This window comes from Psychrobacter urativorans (assembly GCF_904846695.1).
GTDB classification, from domain to species: Bacteria; Pseudomonadota; Gammaproteobacteria; order Pseudomonadales; family Moraxellaceae; genus Psychrobacter; species Psychrobacter urativorans.
This window is the reverse complement of record NZ_CAJHBR010000003.1, coordinates 23,064-44,434: the sequence shown is the minus strand read 5'-3', so window position 1 is coordinate 44,434 and position 21,371 is coordinate 23,064. Positions and strand designations below refer to the sequence as shown.

The window sequence follows — 21,371 nt, the reverse complement described above, 5'->3', positions numbered from 1 at the left end:
GCTCATTGAGACTGATTAGCTATTGATGCTTAATAGGGGTTTATCTAAGTTGCTGAGGTTAATACCTTGCAATAACAGTAATAACGCTTAAAATAACCGCTTGATTTTCATCAGGATGCAAGTGGTTATTTATGTCTATAGATACTTTAGTGAGTCGGGAAGTTAGGGCTAATGCTGCCGCTTCCCCAGTAATGAATAACCCTCATCATCCCTTATTGCAGCCATTAATTATAGGTGGCCTGACTATCGAAAACCGTCTAATGGTGGCCCCGATGGCTGGGGTCACTGATAATCCTTTTCGTAAATTGTGCAAATCATTTGGTGCTGGTCATGCGGTCAGTGAAATGATTATCGCCGATACTGCTCTTTATGCGCGCAAAAAGTCGCTTTATCGTGCCAATTTCGATGGTGAGATTGCGCCAATATCAGCGCAAATAGCAGGGGCTGAGCCCGATAAACTGGCCGAAGCTGCTCGTTATCAAATCGATAATGGGGCGCAGATTATCGATATAAATATGGGCTGTCCAGCCAAAAAAGTTTGTCGTAAGCTGGCAGGATCAGCGCTGTTGCAGGATGAAGACTTAGTGGCTAGATTACTCGATACAGCCGTCAATGCCGTCAATGCCCCAGTAACCTTAAAGACTCGTTTAGGGTATGAGAATGGTCGTGAGAATATTTTACGAGTGGCGCGTCGTGCTGAGCAAGCAGGTATCGCTGCTATCGCTATTCATGGGCGTACTCGTGAAGATATGTATAACGGCGAGGCGCGTTATGATTTGATCCGTGAGGTTAAAGAAAGTATCAGTATCCCAGTGATTGCTAATGGTGATATTGATAGCGCGCAAAAGGCCCAACGTGTTTATGAGTTGACGGGTTGCGATGCAGTAATGATCGGACGTGCGGCACAAGGCCAACCGTGGATATTTCGTGATATTGAGCACTACTTGCGCACTGGTGAGAGCTTAGCTGCACCAACGGTTAGTGAAATCAAACAAATCGTCTTAGCTCATTTACAACAGCTCTATGAATTTTATGGTGAATACTCTGGCTGTCGCATTGCTCGCAAGCATATAGCTTGGTATACCACTGGTATTCCTAACTCTAACGCTTTTCGACAAGCAATGTATAGCGAGGAGAGTACTGCTGGACAATTTAGAGCGGTTGAGACCTTTTTGACGGCTTATGAATAACGGCATAATAGACTAACCCTCATTTTGTGATAGTGATAATATATGCTCTTAGCTTTGTAGTAGTCTGGGGTTAGAATCAAGTTACAAGCCACTCCTAGGCATCTAGTGCTTCTGCTAGGTAGGTAAGAGGCATTGTTGCTATACTGATATTAAACATTCATGGAACTTGAATAATTAAAAGGGAATTTTTATGGCTACTCCTTCAAAAGCAGCAATCACTAAAGCGGTAAAAGACAAAGTTATTCTCATCACTGGGGCGTCAAGTGGTATCGGTGAACGTACCGCTTTTTTACTTAGCGACTGTGGCGCGCACGTTATCTTATTGGCCCGTACTGAAGAAAAATTAAAAGCTGTCAAAGAGGCTATCGAGGAGCTTGGCGGCAAAGCCAGCTACTATCCTTGTGACTTGACTGATATGGATGACATCGAAACCACCAGTAATAAAATATTAGCAGACTTCGATCATATCGATGTATTAGTGAATAATGCCGGACGTTCAATCCGTCGTTCAGTTCATGAATCGTTTAGCCGTTTTCATGATTTTGAGCGGACTATGGAAATTAACTATTTTGGCGCCGTCAAAATTATTCTTGGCTTTTTGCCGACTATGATCGCCAGACAATCTGGTCAAATCGTCAACATCTCCTCCATTGGAGTATTAGCAAACAGCCCAAGATTTTCAGCTTATGTGGCCTCAAAAGCCGCGTTGGATGCCTTTAGCCGTTGCTTAGCTGCTGAAGTGAAAGGTCATAATATTAAAGTGACTAATATCTTTATGCCGTTGGTACGTACCCCGATGATTGCCCCTACTAAACTATATCGTTATATGCCAGCGCTTATGCCTGACGAGGCAGCATTAATGGTAGCTCAAGCCATCGTTGATCAGCCGCACAGCATAGCTAGTAGTATGGGCAAATTTGCCTCGGCTACCTATTCGCTAATTCCAGCATTCAACGTTAGTGTGCAGTCTATCGGCTATCGTATTTTCCCAAGCTCATCAGCGGCGCAGATTACTGGTATTAAACCCAATCTAGCCCAGCGTGCTTTTGCCAAAATATTACCAGGTGAACATCACTAAGTACTTGTCTATCACTAGCGCTATGGTCATAAAAAAGGATGCTTCGGCATCCTTTTTTTAGCATTATTTTATCTTAAGTCCAGACCAGTCCGTTACTGTTATTAATGAGGCTATTGAGCAAAAATCCGCCATAGAATCCAAAAAATTCCTAGCATGACAATGCCAATAACCAGCAAACGCTTGGCCCAATGAGGTAGTAGAGGTTTTTTATAACCTAAACTGTCGAGCTGACTATCGAGCCCAGCTTGCAGACTCTTAAAGCCTTGTTGGCTTGGTGTGGTCTTGACACAATCTTTAGATAGCGGCTCAAACTTGTCTTCAATTTGCTCTGTATCGAAGTTAAGAGCGCTGCTAGGTATGCCTTGTTTATTGGCGATAATGGTTAGTTTCTGTTGTTGTTTGACCTTTAGCTTAGTTTCATAAGCATCGATACGTGCTTTTGCCTCCTCCATGCTTATTTTTTCTTCTGCCGCTAAAGTTTTTATCGCCATCACTAGATTGTTTTTTTCGATCATCATAACGACCGCACGAGGCAGTTTAGCGTTCACTGATTTGGCACTAGGGTCGGAGTCAAACATAAAAATCCTTATTGATAACAAGCGGTTATTAATGGACAGCTTTAGTGCGATATATAGAGTACAGGCAAAAGTATCTTTATATTATAGCAATTTTATAATTAAAAAATGAACGTAAAAAAACCGCATTCATTGATATGACTGCGGTTTTTATAACACTGGTCTCTTACCAACCGAATATTTTACTAGCTAAATCTTTGACTAACTCACTAGTAGTTCTATTGATCTTAGTAAGTCGCGTCTTATAAATCTTTCCAACGTTGGATAGACTCTTTGATCACTTCTTTAGCTTCGCTCACATCACCCCAAGACTCTACTACCGTAGTGCCTTTTTTCTTTAGATCTTTGTAATGGCTAAAGTGGAAATGTATTTGCTCGATGATTTGTTTTGGCAAATCTTCTAAGCAGTTATAAGCGTTGCCGTTATTGCGATCATCAGCAGGCACAACGACGATTTTGTCATCAACTTCGCCATCATCGACGAACTTCATTACCCCAATAACTTTAGCTTTTAAGAAAATGCCAGTAGTCAGAGGTTGCTCAGTGATGATCAACACATCCAGCTCATCACCATCTTCGTCTAGAGTTTGTGGAATAAAACCATAGTTACAAGGCTTAGCGAATATTTGTGGATCAATACGATCTAGCTCAAATACTGCCAACTCACGATTCCATTCTATTTTATGGCTGCTGCCAGTTGGAATCTCAACGACTACATTAATAATACCGCCGTCAACATCACCTGCGTCCAAAATTTTATTAAAATCTGCCATAAGAGGCTCCTATATTTTTATTGGTTACTGAAGATAAGGTTATCTATTTTTCGTCGTCGACTACACAAAATAGTAAGAATGCAGTAAACAACAAGGGTTATTAATATATCGGGTGCGAGTATAGCAAGTTTGAGTAGGTTTTTCTTGTTATGCTTAAGTCAAAGCAGGCACGATATTATGCAAAATTGGACTCAATGGCTAACTAAGCTATTAACAGGTTATCGTTTATGGGACTTAAAGACCTTATAATAACAAGGTAACAGACCTTATCTGCTTATAAGTTATGATTATCAGCTATTGCTTCTTATTAGTCATTATTAGCTGTTATTAGTAGCAAAAAATTATTTTGTACCAATAGCCCGTAGTTCTATCAGCCCGGCATGGCGTTGAGCAATGTTATCAATAAGCTTTTGGGTCACTTGCTCATAGCTCAATGATTTATCGCTTTCATTACTGTTCTTATTAGCACTGTTGGCAACAGCGTCGTCAATACTATCAGTCATACTAATAAAATCAGCTATTCGTAACATCTGCATGCCAGCATAGCCACAAGGATTGATAGCATTAAACGCTGCTAGATCACAATTGATATTCAGCGCAATGCCGTGATAGCTAAAACCATGCTTGATTTTGAAGCCTAGAGAGGCAATTTTACCGAGCATAATAGTGTTGTCTTTATCAGTATCAGTATCAGTATCAGTATCAGCATCAGGGCCAGCATTACTATATAGATAGACCCCAGGGGCATCGCGGCGAGCATGAGCACTAATAGTATTAGTACTGACAGCCGCATTTGACTCAGTTGCCTTTAGGCAGTCATTAAGCACATCTTCAATTGCTTGTTCAGCATGAGAGACTAAATGGCGCACACTCCAGCCCAGACTGTGCAAGTCAAATAACCAATAAATCACCAACTGCCCATGCCCATGCCAAGTCACTTGACCCCCGCGATCAGTTTGAATAATAGGAGTGGTTGTGTGCTGCAAGATATGTTCTTTTTTACTCGCTTGTCCTAAAGTATAGACATCATTATGATCGACAATCCATAGCTCGTCAGGACTGCGTAGCCCTTGCTCTTTTTTGACGGCGATACGCTGTAGAGTGCGCGCCAGCATCGCTTCATGAGTAGAGTTGTACTCAGCCGCGCTCAAAGATCTACTGATAAGTGTCTCGCTAATAACCGTATTATTAGCAACAGTGCCATTAATAGCGATGCTCGTAGCAATGGCAAGGTCAACTATGCTGGGGTCAGTAGCTAAAAGGGTAGGTAGGGCTGATGAGGTCATGAGCGTAAGCGTCTTATGATTTTGCTGTGATAATAAATAGCGTGGATTGTGCCACAGATAAGAAGTAATCATTGAGCCTCTAGTTTAGCAGTTTTTAATCCTAGTAGTAGGTCATTGTATTTGTTTTACTTAGGACTGACTATAGAATAAGTCGAGGGTCTATTAGCTAATCATGACGTTGCAGCGAGCGAGCCTGTAGCATTTGTAACTTATGCCAAACCTATCAGTATCCTAAATAGGCTTTTCATTGGCTAATCAATAGGCTACATTAAACGGCATCCAAATAACATTTGTCATGAGTTGAGCGTCTTTTACTGGCCTTCTTAATGAATGACTAACCCCATAATATATTGGCTCTATAGTTTATGACCACAAGGATTACTAATGATTGATAATACCCAAAGCACTGACGAGCAACCGCTCAATGACCAAGCTACCAATAGCTCAAATACCAGCAGCCAAGCGGTGACTAAACATAACCCAAGCATTATAGCCAGCATAGATGAGTTGCAAAAGCAGTTTTTACATCTACAAAAATTGAGTCGTAGCCAGCCTATAATAGAGTGGAGCACTCGCCTCGATCAGCTGGATAACTTAGAGGCGCTACTAAGCGATAATCAAGACAGTTTGGCGCAAGCTATCAGCGCTGATTTTGGTTATCGCAGTACTTCTGAAACCCAGTTCGCTGAGCTATTTCCGAGCTTTACCGGTATCAGTCATGCCAAAAAGAATGGCAAATCGTGGATGAAAACGCGCCGAGCTTCTATCTCAGCTTTATATTTGCCCGCTCACAATGAGATTCAACCTCAGCCTTTAGGGGTTGTCGGTATTATAGTGCCTTGGAACTATCCACTATATTTGGCGATTGGGCCGATGATCGATGCTTTGACTGCTGGTAATCGAATAATGGTGAAGATGAGTGAAGCCGCCCCTAAATTTGCTGAAGCTTTTGCTAAAGCAGTGGCTCATTATTTCTCCTCAGATATGGTAAGTGTCGTATTAGGGGAGGTCGATATTGCCGAAGCCTTTAGTAAGCTGCCTTTTGACCATTTACTCTACACCGGCTCTACAGAAGTGGGCAAAAAAATAATGGCGGCCGCTGCACCAAACTTGACACCAGTGACCCTAGAGTTGGGTGGTAAGTCACCAGTGATTGTCTTAGATGACGTCAATCTAGAGTCAGCAGTTAATCGAGTGATGATGGGCAAGACCATCAATGCCGGCCAAACTTGTATAGCCCCTGATTATGTGTTGATTCATCGTAAGTATCATCAGCGCTTTATTGAATTGGCCACTGCTTGGATGCAACAGCACTATCCAAATATCGCCAATAACCAAGATTATAGTTATATCATTAATAAAGAGCAGTTTAACCGAGTACAAGGGTATGTAGCAGGCTTACCTACCGATCAAGTGCACAAGATTACCGATGTTGATGCTAATAATGACAGTCGATTAATGCCACCACTGATTATCACCGAGCCGGCAGCTGATAGCAAAGTGATGCAGAATGAAATCTTTGCACCAGTATTACCTTTAATGCATTATGAGACCCTAGATGAGGCGATTGAGTTTGTTAATGCTCGTCCACGTCCTTTGGCGCTATATATCTTTGGTAATGATGATCGCAGCATTGAAAAATTACGGACACATACCGTATCAGGAGGCGTCTGCATCAATGAAGTGATTATCCATGTGGCGCAACACGACTTACCCTTTGGTGGGGTTGGTCATTCAGGCATGGGCTCTTATCATGGCAAGGCTGGCTTTGAACGTTTAAGTCATATGAAGCCAGTGTTTGTGCAAGCTAAAATAAACGGTCTGAATCTGTTCTTACCGCCTTATGAGGGATTGTTTAAAAGAGCTATGGGTATATTTCTAAAGTAACCGTGTAAAGTAATGGTCTCTTGAAACAGCTGATATTGCATAACCCTTATTTTGCTAACTGTAAAAGCGCTTATTACCATAGGCGCTTTTTTTGATATTTTTTTAACCACTTGTAATGAATCTTTATAATTTTTGATGAGCTTTTTAGCAAGCAAGTCGGTGCTAATAACATCGGTAGCCAGTTGGTTACCAAATAAAGGTTGGTTATCAACAGCATAAGCAGCTAGAATCCTGAGTAAGAGCTACGATAGTAACTAAAGTGAATATTAATTTTTATCTTTATGTTTAGGCTGCTTTTATTAGGGCGCTTCTATAAGTGCTGCGAGCAGTTATTATTTTTATTAAGCTTTATTTGTTATGGTTCAACAGCTACAGCCTACTAACGCTGACCACCGGAATATCAATAAATAGGATAATTTATGCGTCAATGGATTGCGCTAAGCTTATTATTATTAAGCTCATTACTAATACCGCTAACCGCATCAGCAGCAGCGTGTAGCACTCCTATAAAATTTGGTGCTTTGACTTGGGAGAGTGGTCAGTTTACTACTGGCGTGCTCAAGTATATAACTGAGAGTGGTTATGGTTGTCAGATCGAAGAAGTACCTGGAGCCGGGCCAGCGTTAGAGACAGCCTTATCTCAAAATGATATTCAAATCATTGGTGAGCAGTGGGTAGGGCGTTCTCCTATCATGGAAAAAGCTATTGCTGATAATAAAGTGATGGTCATTGGCGATACGCTCAAAGGCGGTGCTACTCAAGGCTGGTATGTGCCGCAGTATGTGATGGATGACAATCCAGGTCTACGCCGTTATCAAGACTTGCCTAAATATAAAGACCTATTTAAAGACCCCGAAGACCCTAGTAAATCACGCTTTATGAATTGTCCCTCTGGCTGGGCTTGTGAGATTTTTAATACTCGTCTGCTGAAGAATACGGGCCTAGACAGCATTTTTAATAATGTTCATCCTGGTACTGGTGCCGCTTTGGATGCAGAGATTGCTTCGGCTTTTGAGCAGCGTAAGCCGTTATTGTTCTACTACTGGCAGCCTACAGGTTTAATCGCTAAATATGACTTCGCTCAGATAGAGTTTCCCGCTCATGATGATGCCTGCTGGCAAGACTTGTTACTGTCCGATGGTAGCTCTGATTGTGTCACTGGTGCGCCAGTATCCCCATTAGCGATTGCTGTCTCTGCGCCTTTTATTAGCGCCAATCCAGAGTTGTCCGCGGTCTATGAAAAAGTACAGTTCACTGCTGATCAGCTCAACGGTGCTATCTTAGCAATGAGCGAGAACAAGCGTAGTGGGGATGAGCAGGCGCTTGAGTTTTTACGTGATAATCCTAATGTCTGGCAAGCTTGGCTGTCTGAAACTGCCGCTAACAAGCTTGCGGGCGAATTGGGCATTAGTCTTAGCGAGGACGGCTCTAATAATACCAGCAGCACCCGTTCGGTTAATTCACCTGCTCCTAATACCTTATTAGGATGGTCATCCACTTTTCCTTCGTGGTCGCTTGAAGGTCCGCTAAACCGCTCCTTGTCCGCTGTGGTCAAAAACTATGGCGATGTTTTTCGCAGTATCAGTCATTTGGCATTAACTTATCTATTATTGCCTATTGAGCGCTTATTAACTGTGATTCCGCCTTGGCTAATTATCTTGGCAGTGACGATATTGGCTTGGTTTGGGGTGCGTAAAATATGGTTTGCGCTTGCTTGTGGCGCAGGGTTGTTTTTGATTGGCTCGTTCGGTTTATGGGCAGCTTTGATTGCTACTTTTGCTCTATTGATCGTATCGGTATTGGTGACGGTGGTGATCGGCGTCCCTATTGGTATCGCTATGGCGAGCAGTAATCTACTGCGCAAAATAGTCACCCCAATACTAGATGTGATGCAGACTATGCCCAGCTTCGTATATCTAATACCGGTGCTTATGCTGTTCGGTATTGGTAAAGTCCCAGCGTTATTCGCTACTATTATTTATGCCCTGCCGCCACTGATTCGCTTGACCACTTTGGGTATCACGCAAGTTAATCATGAGATGGTTGAAGCGGGACGCTCGTTTGGTAGAACCCATTGGCAGTTGTTAATTTGGATTAAGTTGCCGCAAGCTTTGCCAAGTATTATGGCTGGTGTCAACCAAGCAGTCATGATGTCATTGGCCATGGTAGTATTGGCCTCTATGATTGGTGCGCCAGGTTTAGGCGAAGATGTATTACAATCGATTCAAACCCTCAATATTGGTCAGGGTCTACAAGCTGGTACCGCTATTGTGATCGTGGCCATTATTATTGACCGCATTACCCAAGCGTTCGGTCAAGGTCGCCGTGCAAGGCAAAAAACCATCGCAGCTGGTCGTCATCATATTGGCTAAGCGCTCGGCTACTACAGGGTAATAGCTAAAATTTGGGTGCCGACACTACTGTCTTAAAGGTTTGCTTAAAAGAGAATAATAATGAATCATATCCAACTAGAGAACATCAGCAAAATCTATAATGCCACGGATAGCCAAGCACAGTCAGCGTTGGCACTATTGGCTGAAGGCATGGATAGCGTAGCAGTCAAAGCTCAGACTGGCTATTCAGTAGGTCTTTATGATATCAATCTGACTATAAAAGCTGGCGAATTGCATTGTATTATGGGCTTGTCAGGTTCGGGGAAATCGACACTTATACGTCATATTAATCGCCTGATCGATCCTACTAGTGGCAAAATATGGGTGGATACGGCTATTAATAGTACAACACCATTAGCCTCGATAAAAACAGAGACGCTGCACACTGCAGAGTCAACTATCAATATTTTGCAGCTCAATGATAAAGAGCTACAGCAGTATCGTCAGCAAACTATCAGTATGGTATTTCAGCATTTTGGTTTGATGCCGCATATGACAGTGCTACAAAACGTCGCTTATGGACTGCGAGTACGTAAGATGAGTATCAGTGAGCGCCATGAAACTGCTAAGCATTGGCTTAATGAAGTCAACTTACCTAACTTAGAAAGCAGCTATCCTGATGAATTATCGGGTGGAATGCAACAACGGGTTGGGCTGGCCCGAGCTTTAGCTACTGATACTCCTATATTGCTCATGGACGAGGCATTCTCTGCACTTGACCCTCTGATTCGCAATCAGCTGCAAGATCAATTGCTTGAGCTACAAGCACGTCTTAATAAAACTATCGTCTTTATTACTCATGATATTGATGAGGCCATTAAAGTGGGGCAGCGTATTAGTATCTTAAATGGCGGGCGGTTGGTACAGACTGGTACTCCTGAAGAGCTACGTCAGCATCCAGCTGATGATTATGTGGCGCAGTTTATGCGTGCTAAGCATTAGCAGGGCTAAACCTGTCTGTTCCTGTAATCCTGTAATCCTGCACTTTACTAGCTAGAGTGCTGATTCTGACCGCAATGACCTCTGCTAATGGTCAATAGACTAATAGCAGTCGAGCCTAATACTGACTATAAGGGCTGCTAGTTAATAGGTAATAAACAAGCCGCTTTAATAGCTATTTAGTTATTAAAGTGACTGTTTTATTCCCTATTTATTTCTTGTCTAACAGCTGTGTAAACAACAGTATCATTATCTTACTAATTATTAACATTATCTAAATAATAAATAGTTATTGTTAATAAAATCTAATTGTAATTACTCTATAATAACTTTATTATTAGTCTAAAGTTACTGAAGTTCAAACGTATCTCGCCACTCTCCATCACTCTAAAGTCTAGCTCTGAGCCTATTTATTATTAGCTCAGCAATTATTTCGTTATAGTCGGCTTTTTATGATAGCTTGCTTTAATTTTTCCTAAGATATACTTAGTATTGATTAGCGGCATTTGCAACTATTATTTTAAGCCTGTATTTATCAGTAGTATGGCCTCTATTAACCGGCACTTATTAACTAATGTCGTTACATAGCCAATATCGCTGTATAGACAGCGCCTTTGAGTAAGTTTGATTATCAATGAATATAATGAAATAGACAGTATACTATCTCTCGTAAACAGGACCTCTTATGCTCAATAATAATACTCCCAGAGACCATGATAATGGCTCAGCGACAAGCTCAAAGCCATCAGGTTGGTTAAAGAACGTTAGCGCCTTTGGGGTGACTAGTGTATTAAGTGCTGGATTATTGATAGCATGCGGTCAGATGAGCAATGCTGAAAATGGCACTAGCACTAGCAAAAAAATCAATAATCAAAACAGCGGCGTAACTAACTCACGCGATATGTTGCCGTCAGATATGCTAAAGCAAATACAAGCTTTACCGCAGCTGACTAAAGGCCTAGGTAAGAATGGCGCAGCAGTTATAGATCCAAATAAGCCTACATTAGTAAAATTCTGGGCCAGTTGGTGTCCACTATGTTTAGGCACGCTTGCTGAGACTGAACAGTGGCGCACTGATCCAAAGTTCGCTAACCTAAATGTAGTGACTGTCGCTAGTCCCGGCCAGCTTAATGAAAAAGCCTCTGGTGAATTTGAAAAGTGGTATGCTGGCGTGCAAGGTGATTATCCAAAATTACCAGTATTAGTCGATGCTTCTGGTGGGCTGATTACTAAGCTTGGCGTACAAGTGTATCCCAGTTGGGCTATATTGGATAAAAAAGGCAATCTAGTACATTTAGTAAAAGGCAATATGACTGCTGAACAAGCTTATGCCTTAGCTCAGAATGCAGGTAATGATTTCGCTGAACTAAAAGCGGGTAACGCTAAACCTGTGGCAACGCAAGCGCTAGACAATAATAGTAAGATTGAAACTATTAAGCAAAAAGATGGTATTTATTACAATGATAAAGGCAAGGCGATTAACACTCGCTCGATCTACTTGGCTGGCGGTTGCTTCTGGGGCGTTGAAGCCTATATGGAGCGTGTTGAAGGGGTTATTGATGCGGTCTCAGGCTATGCTAATGGCGATGACAAGCAGCCGAACCCAAGTTACGAGCAAGTTATTCGTGGTTCAGGGCATACTGAGGCGGTAAAAGTCACTTATGATGCGGATAAAACCGATCTTGATACTATCTTAAAGTACTACTTCCGAGTGATTGATCCCACTAGCCTTAACAAGCAAGGCAACGATCGTGGCGTCCAATATCGCTCAGGTATATACTATACTGATAGTAAGGATAAAGCCGTAGTAGACGCAGCGGTTGCCAAGCTACAAGATAAATATGAGCAAAAAATAGTAGTTGAGCATGAGTCGTTAGATAACTTTTACTTGGCTGAGATGTATCATCAAGATTACTTGGCCAAAAATCCTAATGGCTATTGCCATGTCGATTTAAGCTTGGCTGATGATAAGCCTGCCGGTACGGCCACTACTAAGCTTGCTCCGGTTAACACCGTAGCAGAGACCTTGGCAGCTAAGCGTTATGCTGGCTTTGATAAGAATGCACTAAAGAATACTCTGACGAAAGAGCAGTATAATATTACTCAAGATGCGGGAACAGAGCGTGCCTTTAGTCATGAATATGACAATCTATTTGCACCAGGTATTTATGTTGATGTAGTCAGCGGTGAGCCGTTATTCTTGTCAACAGATAAGTACAACTCTCAATGTGGCTGGCCAAGCTTTACTAAACCTATCGATATGCAAGTGATCACTCAGCATGATGATATGGCTTATAATATGGTGCGTACAGAAATCCGCTCACGAGTCGCTGATTCCCATCTAGGCCATGTATTCCCTGATGGACCAAAAGACCGTGGCGGCTTGCGTTATTGCATTAACGGCGGGGCCTTACAGTTTATTCCAGTAGCCGTTATGCCCCAGTCAGGTTACGGCCCACTAGTCAAATTAGTGAAGTAGTAACAGTAGTTAATATTGTCTATTAGTACTGTTATACATAAGCATCATTTAATCTAAAAAAAGACGTTAAGGATAAGCTTAGCGTCTTTTTTTATGAGTTATCTTTGTTAGTGGCCTCATTAAAAACATGCTAATTGTCATTATTAAAGGCTATTGAAGGGTATTAAAAGCTGTTATCAAACGTAGGCTTTTTGCTGTTATGGGGCGCGAATATCACAAACAATACCAAACTTAGTTATACTAAGCACTTTATTGATTTATTGATAATGCAGCGGCAGTTAAGATTAGCCCCTATGCAATGCTATATTGCTTATGGTTATGATTTACTCGTAAGATAATATTGTTATCGTCTCTTTGTACAGTTTTATATTTATTTAAGGTTATTGCATGAGCATCACTTCTACCCCTATTACTTATGCCCCTATCATCACCTCATTGCTCGATAATGATTTATATAAATTTACTATGTTGCAAGCGATGCTGCATCAGTTCCCGCAAACTCACGGCGTCTATAAGTTCCGTTGCCGTAATAATAGTGATGCTGCTTATCCATTAGCGACTATCAAAGAAGCGCTTGAACAGCAATTGGATAGTTTATGTGAATTACGTTTTTTGCCAGATGAGTTGGATTACTTGCGTAGCTTGCGCTTTATGCGCTCAGATTTTGTCGATTATTTAGAATTATTCAAATTAAAACGCCGATTTATTACCGTCAGCACTGATAGTAAAGGTCGGCTGTTCATCGATATTGAAGGACCGATGATTCAAGCGATGTTCTTTGAAGTTTTTGTATTGGCTATCGTCAATGAGCTATATTTCAATGCTCTATCAGATCCTAGGGTTATTGAGGAAGGACAGCGAAGATTAGAGGCTAAAGTTGCGCTATTACATCATTATGCTAAGCAGCAGGCCGCTAATCCAAAGGTAGATGCACCTCCCTTTATCGTGGCAGATTTCGGTACTCGCCGCCGCTTTAGTAAGCAGTGGCAAGCGCATGTGGTTGAGACTTTGCATCTAGCTGAGCCAAGTATCGTCAGTGGCACCTCTAATGTACTACTCGCTAAGAATTTAGAGATGACACCGATAGGCACGATGGCGCATGAATTTATGCAGGCATTTCAGGCTCTAGATGTGCGCCTGCGCGACTCACAAAAGGCTGCTCTTGAAGCTTGGGTTCATGAGTATCGTGGTGATCTAGGGATCGCACTGACCGATGTGGTGGGCATGGATGCCTTCTTACGTGATTTTGATTTGTATTTTGCCAAGCTATTCGATGGCTTACGTCATGATAGTGGCGACCCTTATATCTGGGGTGATAAAGCCGTTGCTCATTATAAAAAACTAAAAATAGATCCAAAGACTAAAATCTTAACTTTTAGCGATGGCTTAGATTTGGATAAGGCTTGGGAGCTGCATCAATACTTTAAGGAGCAGATCAAGACCAGCTTTGGTATTGGTACCAACTTGACTAATGATATGGGCCTAACGCCCCTAAATATAGTGCTAAAGCTAGTTGAATGTAATGGTCAGCCGGTCGCTAAACTGTCTGATAGTCCAGGCAAAACGATGATCAATAACGATACTTATCTAGCCTATTTACGTCAAGTATTTGAGGTCGATGAATTGAAGTAAGTGAGCGGTTCACACTCTGCAATTCAAAATACCGCCGCCTATAGACTATTTAATTCATTGCTAATCATCAGTGCTAGTAATAGTTTGTTCTTCAGCAAATGCGGCATCTAATGCTTGCTGTACAGCATTGATACGGGTCTCACAGACTCTATAAGCAGCGATAGACTCTTCAACAGTAGTCATCAAGTTATCGATATCGGGTTCTTCTTGTTGCTGCAGTTCGGCAGCATTAGTTTTTAGAATATCATAAGCCGCCTTAAAGGTCTTTGGGGCGGCTTTTTTACGTTTGCGAGTAGCGGGTTTAGCGATTTCAGTAGTCATAACAGATCCTAATATTTAGTTAGTAGTTAATAGTTAATAGTTAATAGTTAATAGTTAGTAGTTAATAGTGGTTTCTATTGCTAAGATACGCGCCGTTGCTTTACCGTCTTTTATAATAATGTTGATAGTCTGCTCCGCATGTAGCTGCGCACTGCTGGTTAGAGTCTGCTGCCCTGATTGGCTAGTGAGCATAGCGTAGCCTTGCTTGAGGACACGTGCAGGTCGATGTAACAGCACGATATCACGTAAATGGGCGCTATGGCGTTGTGCTTGTAGAGTCTGCTGCTGAGCTGTTTGGATAATAGTTTTTTTATAATCACTGCTATCAAGGCGAGCAGTCGTCAGCTGTTGATAAGCGGCCGTTTGTATTTGGTTTCGCCACTCAGCGCTTAAGCGTTCGGCTTGTTTGACTTGGCGCTGCGCACTCTGTTGAATACTACGCCAAGCATAGTCACTGTCTTTTTGTAGTGCGGTTAGCTGACCCACGGTTTGCGATTGTAGCTGACTCAGTTGACGTATGGCTTGTTGTTCAGCGCTCTTGAGCTGACGTTGTGCTGCTTGCTTGATTTGCGCTTTATAATGCAAAGTTTGGCTGACTAGATTCGCTAGATGAGCACTAATAGCCGCTATGACTTTTGAGGGGGTATCAAAACTGCTGTGCGCCACTTCATCTAAGATGACTTTGTCACGCTCATGACCAATACCTACCCATACTGGCACTGGCTGCTCGGCAACTATAGCCGCCAGCTCATAATCATTAAGATAAGCCAAATCACCGACGGCACCGCCACCACGAATGATAACTAATAAATCAGGTAAGCGCTGGTAGCTAGCATAGAATTGTTGCTGGGCACTGACGATCGCTTGGCGTATCTCGGCAGGGGCGTGATTGCCTTGAAACGTAGCATTATGATAATGAAAATGACAAGCCCCAGTGCTGGCGAGTCGATCAGCATCAGCTTGAAAGTCGCCAAGTCCAGCCGCCTTTTCAGGGGCGATAACGATCACGTGCTCAATATCAAAAGGTTTTGGCAGCTGCTTATTGAGAGTCATCAGTCCCTCACCAGTTAAGCGATCGACCATTTGTGCATACTGGCGTGCCAAATCACCGAGAGTGTAACTGGGATCGATATCCTCAATAGTAAGAGCGAAGCCATATTGCGCATGAAAACTGGCCGAGACTTTTAGCAGTACAGTTAAGTCGCGATTGAGAGGCATACCCGTTGCTCGTTCAAACTTCGCTAAAACGCGCGTCGCCTTAAAGCGCCATAGATTACCACGACAGCTAGCGACTACTTTACCGTCATCGTCTTTTTCTGCTAGCTCAAAATAGTAGTGACCGCCTTTAGTCGATAGATTGCGAATCTCCGCTTTGACCCATACCCGATGTTCAAAGGTTTGTTTAATCACCATCTCTACCGCTGCTAAATAGTCGCTGAGGCGCAGCACGGTATCTTCAAGGCTGTTTTCTAGACTATGTTCCTGCTCAGCAAGCTCAGCCTCTAAAGTGGCCAAGTCTTTAGCGGGTACTATTACTTTGTTACGAGTGATACTATCAAGCGATATAAGTTTGGGTTTGCGCATAATATTAGACCAGATAGACATTAGCGTTGAGGCTTTAGAGTAATAGCTTAGCGTAAAAGTAGGCTGACAAAAAGACTATTCATAAAAAAGCCAATAAACCTATTGTAAAATAGAGTTATTGGCCAGTTGTTTTATAGAGTTACTAGTCGCTTATTGGCAGCGGAAATTGATAGTGTATTCGTAGTCATCATTACGTGATAGATCCGGTGAGGCTTTACCTAATACTGAACCAACAACAGAGCCAACTTGTCCAAGCAATCGTCCAGCACGCTCATCTAAGATACCGTTATATTTAACTTTATCTTCAACGATGACGACTTGTTTACTGCGACAAGTCTTGCCGGCGCTATCGATAGCATTTTGTTGCGCTTTGACTTTAGTAACCCCCATTCCTGTGGTCTCAAAAGTAGAATTAGCCCGTTGGATTACTGGTGATGAAGGCGTACTTTGACAGGCGCTCAATAGCAATGCGGCGGCTAGGCTTGAGGTTAGTGCTAAGGTTTTAGTAGCTTTTTTACTACTGATAGCTTTATTGGAATAAGTATTCATGGGTCATATCCTATAGATGGCACAAAATGAGATAAAGTTATACGAAAAACAAGATGAATGTAGCCGATTTGTGTCCTTAAGGTCTAGAGGGCAATTGTGTTCGGTGTTACGCTTGTGTTGCCTATGCTTAAGCAATCTGGTCAAAGCGTTGCTTTAACCACTGGCACGATGACTGAAGCGTAGCAGTATCAGTAAATTAATAGCAGCGCTGGGTATTTATGTTTTTTACATCCTAATTATCAACAATATAAATAGTAAATTACTTGAAATATAAACTATTTCTAGGATAATTGACCCTATATTCCTAACCCGTAGTCATACCTATGCTCTTAATTCCTTCTCCTGCTGGCGTGTTAGAAGTCGATGCGCTCTGGCAAAACGACAATCCTAATGATGCTAGCACTGACACTGTGGCTTTATTATGTCATCCGAACCCTTTATTTGAAGGCACGATGAATAATAAAGTAGTGACGACTATGTACCGCTTTGCTCGTGATAGTGGCATGCATGTGGTGCGCTTTAACTTTCGCGGTGTGGGTCAATCTACTGGCGAGCATGATTATGCAGATGGCGAAGTGCTGGATGCTATGACCGTGCTACAATGGCTGGCAGGACAAACCAATGCCCGTAGATTATGGTTAGGTGGCTTTTCTTTTGGTGGTTACGTGACGGCGCGAGTCGCTGAGCAGGTGTTGATGTCGGCACACGTTTGGGGTTTAAGCGACTTTGAAATAGCCAACGTGGCGCTGATCTCTCCTTCAATAGAGAAAAACGCTAGTGATGATATCAGCTTGCCTATTGATAAAACTTTTGAGATTTATGGCAGTGCTGATGAGGTGATTGACCCTATTAATATGCAAGCCTTTGCTGAACATTTAGGGATAGCCGTTAGTGTAGTAGACGGAGCGGGGCACTTTTTTCACGGTCGCTTGTCGGAGCTGAAAAAGTTGCTAGCTGAGCATAGTAGTAATTAGTTACTACTAGTTAAAATATTAGCTTTGACGAGTATGTATTTATAGCAGCCTAGTATAAGTTTGGGTGCTAAGCTTAAGCCGTGTTAACCTAAAGAATGGGTGTATAAATAGTATTATTACTATCTGAGGCTCAAAACCGGCCCAGATCATTCTGATAAAGTAGCCGTGACTATACTCAGTGCAACACTCAGTGTAAAAGTCATAAGTTAGTAGCGGCTATTGGTATCAACACATTATTTTGTTATTTATTTTGTCTAATGATGAGTCGCATTATGAGTCTATCTCCATTGCAGCGTTACGAGCAAGCCATTGAAAAAGATGGATTTACTAAAGACGAGCAGCAGTACCTTGCTATGAGTTATCTCGATGATTTGTATAATCAGCTCAATGAAAGTGCTGGGCAAAAGAAAAGCTTTTTTAGCTTTTTAAAAGCTAAGCCTGCTGCGCCAAAAGGCTTGTATATGTGGGGTGGTGTAGGACGTGGTAAAACTTGGATGATGGATATGTTCTATGATTCCTTGCTTATCGATCGCAAAATGCGTCAGCACTTCCACCATTTTATGCAACGTGTGCATAAAGAGCTTAATCTGATTCATGGGGAAGCGGATCCATTAGAAAAAGTGGCTGATATCATCTATAAAGAAGCGGTAGTGATCTGCTTCGATGAGTTTTTTGTCTCCAACGTCTCTGATGCTATGATCTTGGGCGACTTATTTACCATGTTATTTAATCGCGGCGTAACCTTAGTAGCCACATCAAACATCGAGCCATCAGGATTGTATAAAGATGGCTTACATCGTGATCGCTTTATGCCGGCGATTGCTGAGGTTGAAACTAATACCACCGTGATGAATATCGATGCGGGTATAGACTATCGGTTACGAGTGCTACAGCAAGCTGAGTTATATAAATCACCGATGACGCGAGAAAACCATAACTGGTTGGCCAACCGTTTTGCTAGTCTATCGGCTAATATTAAGATTAGTAGTGAGCCTATCGAGGTCAATGGACGGGAGATCAAAATAAATGCCCGTACTGAAACTATTCTGTTTTGTGATTTTCGTCATCTGTGTATGCAACCACGTTCAGCGGCAGATTTTATTGAGATTGCCAATCGTTATAGTACCGTGCTAGTCAATGCGGTACCGGCCTTGACCGACGACTTACGTGATCCTACCCGCCGGTTTATTTATATGGTGGATGAGTTTTATGATCGGCGAGTAAAGCTGTTGATTCGAGCCGAGCAGTCTATTCTTGACTTATATCAAGGAGAAAAACTGGCTTTTGAGATTGAACGTACGCGTTCGCGCTTGCTTGAGATGCAGTCAGAGGACTATCTAAAAATGAAGCATCGCCTTGATGATGTCGCTTAAGCGAACAAAGCATTGAGCCATTGTTACCGTAATAGGTAAGGATAGTCAGCAAAAGCCATACAAAAACTAGCAATTTTTGTATGGCTTTATTGTTTAATTAAGACAGAATAACTATCAACAAATAATAACGACTAATTAAAAATTAAAGCTAAGGATAAATAATGAGCATAGTTGAAATTAAAAATATTGATGACATTGAAAATAGTAAAGATAAGTCAAATAAAATTGAAGTAACCAATCAGGATGTAGGTGAAAACCAAGGGAATGATATTGACCTTATTGAATGGATTAATTCTAGACGCAGTATTGGTAACTTAGATACTCCTGCACCGACTCACGAGCAAATTCGAGCTGCTGTAGGCTGCGCTGCTACTGCTCCTGACCATAAAAAACTACGTCCATGGCGGTTTATCGTTACAGAAGGGGATGCTCGCCTTGAGCTGGGTCGCGCCTTAGTCACTGCTGCGCAACATAAAGCGGCCATAGATGGTGAAGAGTTATCTGAGAAAACATTGCATAAAACCGCTAACTTACCACTACGAGCACCAATGATTATTACGGTCGTCACCCATATGCACGAACACAAAAAAGTGCCAGCCTTCGAGCAAATGCTTAGCGCTGGTTCGGCGGTACAGAACTTAATCTTAGCGTTAAAGTCGCAAGGATTTAGTACGGTATGGCGGACTGGGTTATTGTGCAATGAGCCTGCGGTAAAGGCTTACTTTGGCGTTGGTGCCGACGATTATGTCACCGCTTTTGTCTATACTGGTACTAGTCCTGTCGATAAACATTTGCGCAAGCCTATCGATATAGAGCCTTTACTACGTTTTGAATCTTAGCCTTGGTTGACAGTTTATCTTTTGCAAGTTCAGATTAAAGCGTTAATATAAAGCTATACCTTTGTATGGCAATTCTATAAGCTGCATAAATAACATCAGATGATCGGATAATGAGATATGACAAGCTCTAGTAAAAAAAATACCGCCAAACAACTAACGGCTAGCCAAGATGCTAATGCTAATGAGATTAATAGTATCGATACCGATACTGATGTTAGTGACGATAACACTAGTGGCAGTACTGAAAAACAAGGTGGCTTGCTGGCTAGCATTATTGAGCGTGCTACGAAGTCAGGGCGAGGGCGCAAAAAGCTGGTCCCAAGCAAAGTAGAAGCAGCAGTAGCCAAAAATATGGCAGAAATCCATAAGAGTCCAACACAATTACGTTTAGCGTTTTTGGGTGGCGGTAGTTTTGGTACGGCTATGGCAAACTTAGCCGCGCGCAATGGCTGTGATACTACGCTTTGGGTAAGAGATAAGCGCATCGTAAAATCTATGGCTAAGCTGCGCATGAATAAAAAGTATCTCCCTGGATTTAAGTTAGATGACCGCCTCAAGTTTAATCATGACTTAGCCGCTGCCGTCAAAGACAAAGACATTATATTCCTTGCGGTGCCAAGTTCAGCCTTTCGCGAGACGCTAAAGAATATCGCCCCGTATATTACTGGTCAATCGATCGTGTCGCTGACTAAAGGTATGGAAAAAGATACCTTTGCGATGATGAGTGATATCATCAAAGAAGAGTTACCAGAAGTGAACTTTGGGGTAATGTCAGGGCCGAACTTAGCTATTGAAATCATGAAGAATATGCCTTCAGCGACTGTCATTGCTAGTCATTCAGAACCCCTACGTCATGCGGTACAAGCCGCTTTACACAGTGCTTTTTTTCGGGTGTTTGCTAGTGATGATATACGGGGTGTGGAACTAGGCGGCGCGCTCAAAAATATCTATGCTATTGCTATGGGCATGGCTGCCGCTTACGATGTCGGTGAGAATACTAAAGCGATGTTATTGACTCGAGCACTGGCAGAAATGAGTCGCTTTGGGGTAGAGGAAGGCGCTAATCCGTTGACTTTTTTAGGACTGTCCGGTGTTGGCGATCTATACGCTACTTGTAGCTCTGAGTTGAGCCGTAATTATCGAATAGGTAATATGCTTGGTCGTGGTATGAATATTGATGCTGCGGTCAAAAAACTGGGCCAAACTGCTGAAGGGGTTAATACTATTCAGCAAGTGCATGAAAAGGCCAGTAAGCAAGGTATTTATATGCCTATTACTCATGCTTTATATGCGGTTATTTATGAAGACAAAGCAGCCTTAGGGGTGGCTTTACACCTCATGGAAGCAGGCTTTCGTAGTGACGTAGAGTTCGTCATGGCGCATGATCACAGCAATGCTGCGCTTAGCGCACAAATGCAAGCAGCTGCACAAGATAATAATGACGATGATGCTGATGATAAATAGCCGTAAATGCTAAAGTGTTAAATGTTGGCAAGTGA

Annotated in this window: 17 protein-coding genes; 11 read left to right on the top strand and 6 right to left on the bottom strand. The window is 42.2% G+C overall.

What is annotated here, in order from left to right; genetic code table 11:
• Positions 1–191: 191 nt before the first annotated feature.
• Positions 192–1,190 (top strand): tRNA dihydrouridine synthase DusB, encoded by a 999-nt coding sequence (gene dusB, locus JMY09_RS03505; protein ID WP_201622365.1) that lies wholly within the window; start codon positions 192–194, stop codon positions 1,188–1,190.
• A gap of 190 nt (positions 1,191–1,380) precedes the next feature.
• On the top strand, positions 1,381–2,268 hold the full coding sequence (locus tag JMY09_RS03500; RefSeq protein ID WP_201622213.1) for an SDR family NAD(P)-dependent oxidoreductase: 888 nt from the start codon (positions 1,381–1,383) through the stop codon (positions 2,266–2,268).
• Between the two features lie 110 nt (positions 2,269–2,378).
• Here the strand turns inward: JMY09_RS03500 and JMY09_RS03495 are convergent, their stop codons facing one another.
• The 3 genes from JMY09_RS03495 to JMY09_RS03485 form a co-directional block, all read right to left on the bottom strand.
• Positions 2,379–2,846 (bottom strand): hypothetical protein, encoded by a 468-nt coding sequence (locus JMY09_RS03495; protein ID WP_201622212.1) that lies wholly within the window; start codon positions 2,844–2,846, stop codon positions 2,379–2,381.
• A 239-nt stretch (positions 2,847–3,085) separates the two neighbouring features.
• On the bottom strand, positions 3,086–3,616 hold the full coding sequence (locus JMY09_RS03490) for an inorganic diphosphatase (protein WP_201622211.1): 531 nt from the start codon (positions 3,614–3,616) through the stop codon (positions 3,086–3,088).
• Positions 3,617–3,957: 341 nt separating this feature from the next.
• Complete coding sequence (locus JMY09_RS03485; RefSeq protein WP_227677156.1) at positions 3,958–4,731, bottom strand: lipoyl protein ligase domain-containing protein; 774 nt, start codon at positions 4,729–4,731, stop codon at positions 3,958–3,960.
• Positions 4,732–5,286: 555 nt separating this feature from the next.
• Between JMY09_RS03485 and JMY09_RS03480 the strand changes: the two genes are divergently transcribed.
• The 5 genes from JMY09_RS03480 (at position 5,287) to pncB (ending at position 14,232) form a co-directional block, all read left to right on the top strand.
• Entirely contained in the window at positions 5,287–6,789 is a 1,503-nt protein-coding gene (locus tag JMY09_RS03480; protein ID WP_201622210.1) for a coniferyl aldehyde dehydrogenase, read from the top strand.
• Positions 6,790–7,208: 419 nt separating this feature from the next.
• On the top strand, positions 7,209–9,161 hold the full coding sequence (locus tag JMY09_RS03475; protein WP_201622209.1) for a glycine betaine ABC transporter substrate-binding protein: 1,953 nt from the start codon (positions 7,209–7,211) through the stop codon (positions 9,159–9,161).
• 81 nt (positions 9,162–9,242) lie between these two features.
• A complete protein-coding gene (locus tag JMY09_RS03470) occupies positions 9,243–10,124 on the top strand; it encodes an ATP-binding cassette domain-containing protein (RefSeq protein WP_201622208.1) in 882 nt (293 codons plus the stop codon).
• 682 nt (positions 10,125–10,806) lie between these two features.
• On the top strand, positions 10,807–12,600 hold the full coding sequence (gene msrAB / locus JMY09_RS03465; RefSeq protein WP_201622207.1) for a bifunctional peptide-methionine (S)-S-oxide reductase MsrA/peptide-methionine (R)-S-oxide reductase MsrB: 1,794 nt from the start codon (positions 10,807–10,809) through the stop codon (positions 12,598–12,600).
• 387 nt (positions 12,601–12,987) lie between these two features.
• Positions 12,988–14,232 carry a nicotinate phosphoribosyltransferase gene (pncB, locus tag JMY09_RS03460; RefSeq protein ID WP_201622206.1) on the top strand — a complete coding sequence of 415 codons (1,245 nt, stop codon included), beginning with the start codon at positions 12,988–12,990 and terminating at the stop codon, positions 14,230–14,232.
• 60 nt (positions 14,233–14,292) lie between these two features.
• On the opposite strand, the gene xseB is transcribed toward pncB, so the two are convergent.
• The 3 genes from xseB to JMY09_RS03445 all read right to left on the bottom strand — a co-directional run bounded on the left by xseB (position 14,293) and on the right by JMY09_RS03445 (position 16,686).
• Complete coding sequence (xseB, locus tag JMY09_RS03455) at positions 14,293–14,553, bottom strand: exodeoxyribonuclease VII small subunit (RefSeq protein ID WP_201622205.1); 261 nt, start codon at positions 14,551–14,553, stop codon at positions 14,293–14,295.
• Between the two features lie 54 nt (positions 14,554–14,607).
• Entirely contained in the window at positions 14,608–16,137 is a 1,530-nt protein-coding gene (gene xseA / locus JMY09_RS03450; RefSeq protein ID WP_201622204.1) for an exodeoxyribonuclease VII large subunit, read from the bottom strand.
• Between the two features lie 150 nt (positions 16,138–16,287).
• Complete coding sequence (locus JMY09_RS03445) at positions 16,288–16,686, bottom strand: hypothetical protein (protein WP_201622203.1); 399 nt, start codon at positions 16,684–16,686, stop codon at positions 16,288–16,290.
• Between the two features lie 323 nt (positions 16,687–17,009).
• Between JMY09_RS03445 and JMY09_RS03440 the strand changes: the two genes are divergently transcribed.
• The 4 genes from JMY09_RS03440 to JMY09_RS03425 all read left to right on the top strand — a co-directional run bounded on the left by JMY09_RS03440 (position 17,010) and on the right by JMY09_RS03425 (position 21,336).
• Positions 17,010–17,660, top strand: a complete 651-nt coding sequence (locus tag JMY09_RS03440) for an alpha/beta hydrolase (protein ID WP_201622202.1) — start codon at positions 17,010–17,012, stop codon at positions 17,658–17,660.
• Between the two features lie 272 nt (positions 17,661–17,932).
• Positions 17,933–19,033: a cell division protein ZapE gene (zapE, locus tag JMY09_RS03435; protein WP_201622201.1), complete on the top strand. Its 1,101-nt coding sequence runs from the start codon at positions 17,933–17,935 to the stop codon at positions 19,031–19,033.
• A 161-nt stretch (positions 19,034–19,194) separates the two neighbouring features.
• Complete coding sequence (locus JMY09_RS03430) at positions 19,195–19,872, top strand: nitroreductase family protein (protein WP_201622200.1); 678 nt, start codon at positions 19,195–19,197, stop codon at positions 19,870–19,872.
• A 117-nt stretch (positions 19,873–19,989) separates the two neighbouring features.
• The gene (locus JMY09_RS03425) at positions 19,990–21,336 is read left to right on the top strand and encodes an NAD(P)H-dependent glycerol-3-phosphate dehydrogenase (RefSeq protein WP_201622199.1); all 1,347 of its coding nucleotides are present in this window, start codon (positions 19,990–19,992) and stop codon (positions 21,334–21,336) included.
• Positions 21,337–21,371: the final 35 nt, after the last annotated feature.

Coding starts and splice junctions, on each gene's coding strand:
- dusB (WP_201622365.1), top strand. CDS start 192: ATGAATAACCCTCATCATCCCTTATTGCAGCCATTAATTATAGGTGGC.
- JMY09_RS03500 (WP_201622213.1), top strand. CDS start 1,381: ATGGCTACTCCTTCAAAAGCAGCAATCACTAAAGCGGTAAAAGACAAA.
- JMY09_RS03495 (WP_201622212.1), bottom strand. CDS start 2,846: ATGTTTGACTCCGACCCTAGTGCCAAATCAGTGAACGCTAAACTGCCT.
- JMY09_RS03490 (WP_201622211.1), bottom strand. CDS start 3,616: ATGGCAGATTTTAATAAAATTTTGGACGCAGGTGATGTTGACGGCGGT.
- JMY09_RS03485 (WP_227677156.1), bottom strand. CDS start 4,731: ATGCTGGCGCGCACTCTACAGCGTATCGCCGTCAAAAAAGAGCAAGGG.
- JMY09_RS03480 (WP_201622210.1), top strand. CDS start 5,287: ATGATTGATAATACCCAAAGCACTGACGAGCAACCGCTCAATGACCAA.
- JMY09_RS03475 (WP_201622209.1), top strand. CDS start 7,209: ATGCGTCAATGGATTGCGCTAAGCTTATTATTATTAAGCTCATTACTA.
- JMY09_RS03470 (WP_201622208.1), top strand. CDS start 9,243: ATGAATCATATCCAACTAGAGAACATCAGCAAAATCTATAATGCCACG.
- msrAB (WP_201622207.1), top strand. CDS start 10,807: ATGCTCAATAATAATACTCCCAGAGACCATGATAATGGCTCAGCGACA.
- pncB (WP_201622206.1), top strand. CDS start 12,988: ATGAGCATCACTTCTACCCCTATTACTTATGCCCCTATCATCACCTCA.
- xseB (WP_201622205.1), bottom strand. CDS start 14,553: ATGACTACTGAAATCGCTAAACCCGCTACTCGCAAACGTAAAAAAGCC.
- xseA (WP_201622204.1), bottom strand. CDS start 16,137: ATGCGCAAACCCAAACTTATATCGCTTGATAGTATCACTCGTAACAAA.
- JMY09_RS03445 (WP_201622203.1), bottom strand. CDS start 16,686: ATGAATACTTATTCCAATAAAGCTATCAGTAGTAAAAAAGCTACTAAA.
- JMY09_RS03440 (WP_201622202.1), top strand. CDS start 17,010: ATGCTCTTAATTCCTTCTCCTGCTGGCGTGTTAGAAGTCGATGCGCTC.
- zapE (WP_201622201.1), top strand. CDS start 17,933: ATGAGTCTATCTCCATTGCAGCGTTACGAGCAAGCCATTGAAAAAGAT.
- JMY09_RS03430 (WP_201622200.1), top strand. CDS start 19,195: ATGAGCATAGTTGAAATTAAAAATATTGATGACATTGAAAATAGTAAA.
- JMY09_RS03425 (WP_201622199.1), top strand. CDS start 19,990: ATGACAAGCTCTAGTAAAAAAAATACCGCCAAACAACTAACGGCTAGC.